Source organism: Neobacillus sp. KR4-4 (assembly GCF_042136325.1).
Classification (GTDB): Bacteria; Bacillota; Bacilli; order Bacillales; family Cytobacillaceae; genus Neobacillus.
The window spans coordinates 1-7,086 of the sequence record NZ_JBHHJU010000055.1 but is presented as its reverse complement, the minus strand read 5'-3'; the positions used below and the strand labels follow the sequence as shown (position 1 = coordinate 7,086).

The 7,086-nt window shown below is 33.4% G+C and carries 4 protein-coding genes and 2 pseudogenes; 4 read left to right on the top strand and 2 right to left on the bottom strand.

Translation table 11 applies throughout. The annotated features are described in order from the left end of the window. Positions 1-626 precede the first annotated feature (626 nt). The 4 genes from ACE198_RS27580 to ACE198_RS27565 all read left to right on the top strand — a co-directional run bounded on the left by ACE198_RS27580 (position 627) and on the right by ACE198_RS27565 (position 4,068). Positions 627-968 carry a lactococcin 972 family bacteriocin gene (locus tag ACE198_RS27580; protein ID WP_375377760.1) on the top strand — a complete coding sequence of 114 codons (342 nt, stop codon included), beginning with the start codon at positions 627-629 and terminating at the stop codon, positions 966-968. A gap of 70 nt (positions 969-1,038) precedes the next feature. Beyond that, positions 1,039-3,228, top strand: coding sequence for a DUF1430 domain-containing protein (locus ACE198_RS27575; RefSeq protein WP_375377759.1), 2,190 nt, complete (start codon positions 1,039-1,041; stop codon positions 3,226-3,228). After that, complete coding sequence (locus ACE198_RS27570; RefSeq protein ID WP_375377758.1) at positions 3,225-3,845, top strand: ATP-binding cassette domain-containing protein; 621 nt, start codon at positions 3,225-3,227, stop codon at positions 3,843-3,845. Before ACE198_RS27575 ends, ACE198_RS27570 begins: the two co-directional genes overlap by 4 nt. Continuing rightward, entirely contained in the window at positions 3,796-4,068 is a 273-nt protein-coding gene (locus ACE198_RS27565) for a bacteriocin-like WGxF protein (RefSeq protein ID WP_375377757.1), read from the top strand. Before ACE198_RS27570 ends, ACE198_RS27565 begins: the two co-directional genes overlap by 50 nt. Before the next feature lie 811 nt (positions 4,069-4,879). Here the strand turns inward: ACE198_RS27565 and ACE198_RS27560 are convergent. Then, positions 4,880-5,173: pseudogene (locus ACE198_RS27560) on the bottom strand (ATP-binding protein); the annotation flags it as partial. 389 nt (positions 5,174-5,562) lie between these two features. After that, positions 5,563-6,954: pseudogene (locus ACE198_RS27555) on the bottom strand (transposase); the annotation flags it as partial. Positions 6,955-7,086: the final 132 nt, after the last annotated feature.

Genomic DNA, 7,086 nt, shown 5'->3' with positions numbered 1-7,086 from the left:
CGCCCTTGTTAAAGGAACCTCAAACCATTGGTGTGTTTGTCAAGAGCGATTGCGGGTACCTCCACTACAAAAAAGAGAGAAGAAAAAAACTTCAGGTCACTTTTTCATAGAAGTTTTGACACTACCTCGTTTTACATATGGGGTAGAGTCAGGGAAATCCTGACTCTACCCCTTTACCAAGATAAGCCATGATCAAAATAATGGTTATGGTTTCAGCCGTTCCACTTTTGAACGCATGATAAAGAAAGTTGTTATATTTTTTAAAGTGGAATTGCTTCGTTGCTTAGTAGGCTGCTGAGGGATTATGAGAGATTTTTAAAAATCGCTTTTGCTAGTTTTTATCTGCTAAAAGTGCTATCCCTTATGAAGTTTTATTGTTTTGTAAAAAAATAGAGTCAAATATCCAAAAGACTTTAGCAGATAAAAAGATTCCATCATTGGCATGATTATACACAGTACGGAACCCAATACAACAATAAAGTCAAGAAGGTAATAGAGTTAAGAAGACAGTGAAAAAATGTAAAAAAAATGAAAACTTTCAAAATTTTGTATCTAATTTAATTACAATATGTTATTATTTGAGCATCACCTAGACCTTCATAAAATTATAAAATGAGGTGATTTAGTTGAAAAAAGCATTAATAGCATTAACTTTATGCACTGCACTAGCAGCACCAGTTACTACTTTCGCACTTTATGGTGATGAAACGGCCGGAGGAGAAGTAGACGTAAATTCTGATTACGCATCCTCTAAGACAGAAATCGCTGGTGGGGGAACCTGGAAACATGGCTTTTCTGGTTTTGATGTTTATTCTCACTACAACCACACAAGTAAAACACACAGAGCAACAGTGAAGAATTTTTCCGTTACAGAGCGTGATACATGGCGATCTAGTTCCTATGGATATTCTAAGGCGGAATTACCATCAACACTTATTGGAAATAAGGCTTATTGGGCGACCAAGTAAAAAATAGGTTTTATGATACCAGATTATTTTGGTGTCATAAAACCTATTTTTAAACAAAGGAGTTATCTAAATGAAGAAAACCCTCCATATTCTATACCTTCTATTCTTTATAACAACTAATATTTTTAGTTTTGATGTTATATTGAATAAGCAATTATATAATTCACTTTACTCTGGAAAAACTCAAATGGAAATAACCTTTCGCTCACCAGATAAAAATAATCAAGATATCAATCGATTTTTGGAGAAATTGGTTGAATTCTCATTAAAGGAAAAAATAAATATATCACAATATACTGCCTTCGATGAAAAAACAATAAACATTTATTCTACTAACCTCAAAAATGACTCAACTGTTCGTTTGAAAACGGGTAAACTCCCATCTGGAAAAAAATTCATTTTCAATCATGATAATAAAAATAACACAAATCAATCAGGAAGCTTTGCATTTCCTTTATCATCATGGAAGGTAAAGTACTTTGATATCTCTCAGGTTGAAAATGTTGGTATAGGAAACAGATTTTATATTAATACAACTGACTCTGAAATTCTTCAAATGATCTTGAATGAATTTTCTTCCTTTGGAAGAGTAACTTTTGAGAATGAATATAATAATAATTTATTTAACTTTAATTCTACTTTATTTCTATTAGTTATTCTTTCATTTGTAATTTGGACAATCGGCATTATCCAATTCATTCTAAGGAATAGAAAAAGACTGTTATTACAAAAGATATGGGGATACTCCAAATTTAAATCTTTTCTGCTTCTCCCACAAATATTTCTTAAACCCCTTGTCTTAAGTTATATACTCGGTGGAATTTTGGTAGGTGCAGTTATAATTTCATTAGGACAAATATATTTTTTTGCTGCCTACTTGACGATTTATATAGCAAATGTTGTCTTTACATCATTAATATTTATTATGTTATCTATGATAATAACAAGAGCTATTTATAATCTTGACACAAGTAGTTCCAATATAAAAGGCGCTCTAGAATCATTTAATAAATTTCAATACATATCTGTCGGGGCAAAGTTTTTAGTAACCTTTGTTCTAATCACGTTAATTGGACATTCTTTAACAAACCTACTAGACCTAAAACAACAAGTAGAAAATAAATCATACTGGGATAAAACTAAGAATATATATAAGCTTAACTTTTCGCCATCAGCTTATAATCCTGATGATTTAAAAACGGACCGTGAAATGAACAATAAAGTAAAAGCACTCTATGAACAATTAAGGCATGAAAAAAATGCATTTTTAATAGAATCAGTGAACTTTTCTAAAGTAGAAAAAAATTCCCCTAAACCTGAATATTTTTATACTTTAAATACCTCTATGAAGAATGAAATATACTCACCTGCAGGAAAAAAAGTAATAGTAAATGACAATTATCTAAAAAGAAATCCTATATACGGTACAGATGGACAAAAGGTATTGGATAAAATAAATGATGATCCTAATACGTTAAACCTTTTAGTACCCGTCCAATACGCTAAATATAAGAAGGAAATAGTTCGTTCATATCTGAACGAATTTTACTTTCAAAAAGTCGAAGTAGATAATATTTATAATAAAGAAATAAAATCACCTTTAAATAATATGACAAAGAAACAATTGCATATAAATGTAATTTATGTAAAAAATAAACAAAAAGTATTTACGTATGATAGTAATACCGGGGATAGCCAAAACAATATCATAGACCCAATTGTACAAATTTATAATAACAGTGTTGACTCTTCTTTCATTGGTTCGTACGCTACTAGTTGCTTATTCTTTAGCGATAATACAAAAGGAAGTGCATACCAAAGTTTAAAACCTTATTTGGAAAAGACAGATACTAAAAATCTTATCAATTCGACAGTTTCAATATACCAGGAATATGGGGCTGAAATTGTTGAGAAAAAGATGTTGTTAGTTAAAAACATAATTTCATTAATAATAACTTTAATATTATCGATTACTTTTCTTGCTACTTATATTTTTGCTTATTACAAGGTGAATGCCTACAAGCTTTATTTAAAGTATTTGTTTGGACATTCCTACTGGCAGAGGAATAAGAAATTAATTGCTTTCTGTATAGTTTCTTATGTTCTAATTGGTTTATTTCAAGTTTTGTATTATAAACTTTATGAATTAATATGGTTCTCTCTTTTATTGATTAGTATGGAAATGCTCATATTATATTATCTGAGTAACTTTTTGAGTCATAAAAATATGAATAAAATTCTTAAGGGAGATAAATTATGATTAATCTTAACGGTATAAAAAAAACCTTTGGGGAAAAGACAATTCTTTCTAATTTTTCTGTAAAAATTCAAGACAAGGAATTTGTATCTATTGTTGGGAAAAGTGGTTCCGGCAAAACAACCGCCTTGAACATTATGGGGTTATTAGAAGAACCAGATGAAGGAGATATAGAAATTTTAGGACATCTTAATCCTAATGAAAAAATAAAGCTTAACTTAAGAAGACAACATTTAGGTTTTATATTTCAAAACTTTGTGCTTATTGATAATGAAACAGTCGAGCAAAATCTTTTATTATCATCAGTCTATAAAGAAACATTTAGCAAAAAGCAATTACCAGAAGCTTTAGAATTAGTCGGATTAGATCATAGTTATTTAAACAAAAAGATATTTCAGTTAAGTGGTGGAGAACAACAACGTATTGCTATAGCGAGGATTATTTTGAAACCTTGCAATATTATTTTTGCAGATGAGCCTACAGGAAACTTAGATGATTATAACAAAAATATAATTCTATCTCTTTTTTATAAATTAAAAGATATGGGGAAGACTATTGTATGCGTGACACATGATAAAAATATTGCAAAAGGTTCAGATAGAATTATTGAAATTGGTTGAAAAGGGGATACATATACTCATGATTAAAACTATTACTAGCGCCTTCGTAAATTGTCTATTATTTGTTCTCGCTGGAATAATTCATAGAGTAATCTTCAGGTATTATTCACTACCATTTGATAATATAGTTTTATATTGGGGCCTTTTCATTGGAATTTTTTTTATTTTAAATATCTTCTCTAATCTACTTTTTTATAAACCATCTAAGAATCTCAATGTATAAGTGTTATTTTACAATTTTCATATTTATTATTTCTTTTTTAAACCTTGGAGGAAGAAAAAACTTTAATCAAAATCAAGGTTAATTTTTACTTTTAATTGACCTGATCCCAGAATAGCTGACACAGACCGCAAAGTAAGAAGATGAAAGTTCCTGAAACAGTGAGTATCGGAACTACGGTTTAGTTATTATCAGTTACTAACATCCACTTTGCGTGTGGTGTCAGCTACGCTGACGCTACCCCAGTTTAAACTTACAACTGAATTTAACAATGTCTCAAATACGGAAACCGTTATTGTGAAACGTCGCTGATCTATGTTAAAGAGCAGAGTTGGAAGATAAATGATGTTGAATTTGTCGGTCAATTAACAGGACGGGAATAAATTTAATTGAAAGTCCTTCAAAAAGTCCTAGGGCTGGACGGCCATGTTGTGGTATTACCAGCAAAACGCGACTAATACAAAGCTAAGGAAATTTCAAAATAAAAAGCCCAATTTCTCAGCATTAAAATTGAGAGATTGGACTTTTTTCGTTACTCCAGAAAAGCGCCCTTTAATGAAGATCCTACAAAACTGTTGAACAAGCAATAGATATATTAAATATCACCAACCCTATGTCCCATCTATGTCAAACTTTTATTTTTATATGGATCTATTTTCTTTTGTATTTGTCAATATTAATTTGAGCCAGAGCGATCACTTTAAAAGTGAGCCACTTCATTCTGAGTTATTTCCATATTTGATAGAGAAGTGGGAGTTTAGGGTATCTTGCCCCGAGGGGGGGGCAAGATACCCTAAACTCCTCGCACGCCAGCCTACTGGTCGGCCTCTTCCCTTTGTTTCATACTTTGTCTAAATCGATATGATTCTCCGTTAAGGAGGAGGATATGAGCCCTGTGGGTTAGCCGATCTAGAAGAGCAGCGGTCATCTTTTCATCTCCGAATATAGAGGTCCATTCTGTAAATTCTAGGTTCGTAGTTATCATGACGCTTGCCCGTTCGTACCGACCGGCAAAGAATTGGAATAAGAGCTCAGATCCTATTTTTGTGAACGGTACGTATCCAAGCTCGTCAATAATGATCAAATCAAATTTGAGCCACCTTTTTTCTAGGGTTAGATATTAATCTAGGTGCGTGTGGATTGCGCCAAACTAGTAGACACGAATATTTCATGGAGAGCAGCAGAATCGGCGGCTTATATTGTTTATTTTTCCCTTTGCCTTACGAAGCGTATAACAGCGCAAGCCGACTAACCTTCAAGCCGGTAGGGCACCCTAACCTTTCCGACTTGAAGCAAAGATGGTTAGTCGCTTAATCAAGAAGCAAAAAACTTTTTTCTTAAAAACGCTTCGCAATTTTTGAATTTTAAACGATCATTTTGATATTCCACAATCGGGCGCTTTTCTGAAGGAAAGATAGTCTCTGCTTTATTACGGAAAACCAGCTAATATCTTGACGGGAGATTAGCTGGTTTTATCACCGACTAGAATTATGAAAACTATGAAACTTTCAACTTAATAGGTATTCGCTGATCCATATCGAGTTCAAAAGTTCCGTATGGATTGACATGATGATAAAATAAAGGTGTTATTCCCCTAAAATCTTCTGGAGTCATTTTCTTCAACCAATATTGGTTGTTGTCATAAAGCACTTCTTGTACCATTAAGGTATTCATATAGACTAAGCAGTTTTGCAGCAATTGAAGTGATAAGGCAGACACCTCTTGATCTTTTAACGAATTAGTACGGATTTCACTGTTTTTCCCATAGAAAATATATGTATTCACCGAGTTCCATTGTTCCACTGTATTTAATCCTTCATGGATCTCCCTACGAATCTCTTCATAGTGTAAATAATCACATAAAAAGATCGTTTTAATTGCTTTTCCTAATTCACATAAAGCTTGATAGGTTGGATGTTTCGTATCCCTTGTAAATCGCTTTAATATGGATTCGGCAGAAGCCGTACCCAACCGTAGAGCAGTTGCAAACTTAATGATTTGTTCATACTGTTGCCGAATAAGATCCCAGTTAATCGGTCTACTTAAAGCCTGTTGCAGGTGAGGATATTCCTCATTCATGCCGGCTTCTGGACGATATAGCTTTTGAGAACCAATATTTTTAAAGCGTGGCATTAGTTTAAAACCAAGTAGATGACAAAAAGCAAAAGCAACAACACTTTGTCCATGTGTATCGACATAATTTCTGTCAACTTCCATGTCCGTACAGTGGCGAAGAACCCCTTCCATCATTGCTGCCACCTCCGAAGAAAGGCAGGACTTAAGCTGAGAATAGATACAAGCTGACTTTCGATCTGTATGCCAATAAATCATGACTCCATGTTTCTTATAACGAGGATGCCATTCTGAAAGCAGGTTCTGATCCCAAGAGCCAAAATGTTTTGAATCGGAAGCACATGCAGTGGTAGCTTCTCCCCATACCTCTTTCATTCGATTGCAGATGATATGGTTGGTAACCTCTGCGTTGGCTTTTCGCAGATGATCCTTATGAATAAATTTTTGACGTATATACCGAAGTTCCCGATAACTATCTAGACGGTTCCCGGCAGAAACAGTTTTCAGACCTGTATTTGTTCCCAATCCAAATAAACTTAGAAGAAGCCGTCGTTGGACGGTTTCTCGATCTACAATCTCTCGATTGGCTATGGTTTTAAAGTGTTTGGTAAACTCCGTGTGAAAATCTGTTTCTTTTAGTAAATCCAATAGGTTAATGTCGGCCCAACGGTTCTTAATCTCCTGTTTAAGCATCGTCACATGTGAAGGTTCTGGTTGCTTTTCGAGTGGAGTAACTCTAATCCATCCCTTGTTATTTCTTGTAGTAATCGCTACTTTTTCGTTACTTTGATCTCCTAGCCCTTGATTCAATAAATCAGTGATCTCAGATTGTAGACAAAAGGCATTCGATGAGCTTAATCGAATGCCTTTTTATGGTTTTTTTGCTCGTAAGAGCAAAATTTTGACCTTTCCTATACCTATATCTAGGCCATTTCTGGACTTTTCCAT

Bases quoted from the DNA above. Each gene is read 5' to 3' on its own strand.
- ACE198_RS27570 (WP_375377758.1), top strand. From the start codon at position 3,225: ATGATTAATCTTAACGGTATAAAAAAAACCTTTGGGGAAAAGACAATT.
- ACE198_RS27575 (WP_375377759.1), top strand. From the start codon at position 1,039: ATGAAGAAAACCCTCCATATTCTATACCTTCTATTCTTTATAACAACT.
- ACE198_RS27565 (WP_375377757.1), top strand. From the start codon at position 3,796: ATGATAAAAATATTGCAAAAGGTTCAGATAGAATTATTGAAATTGGTT.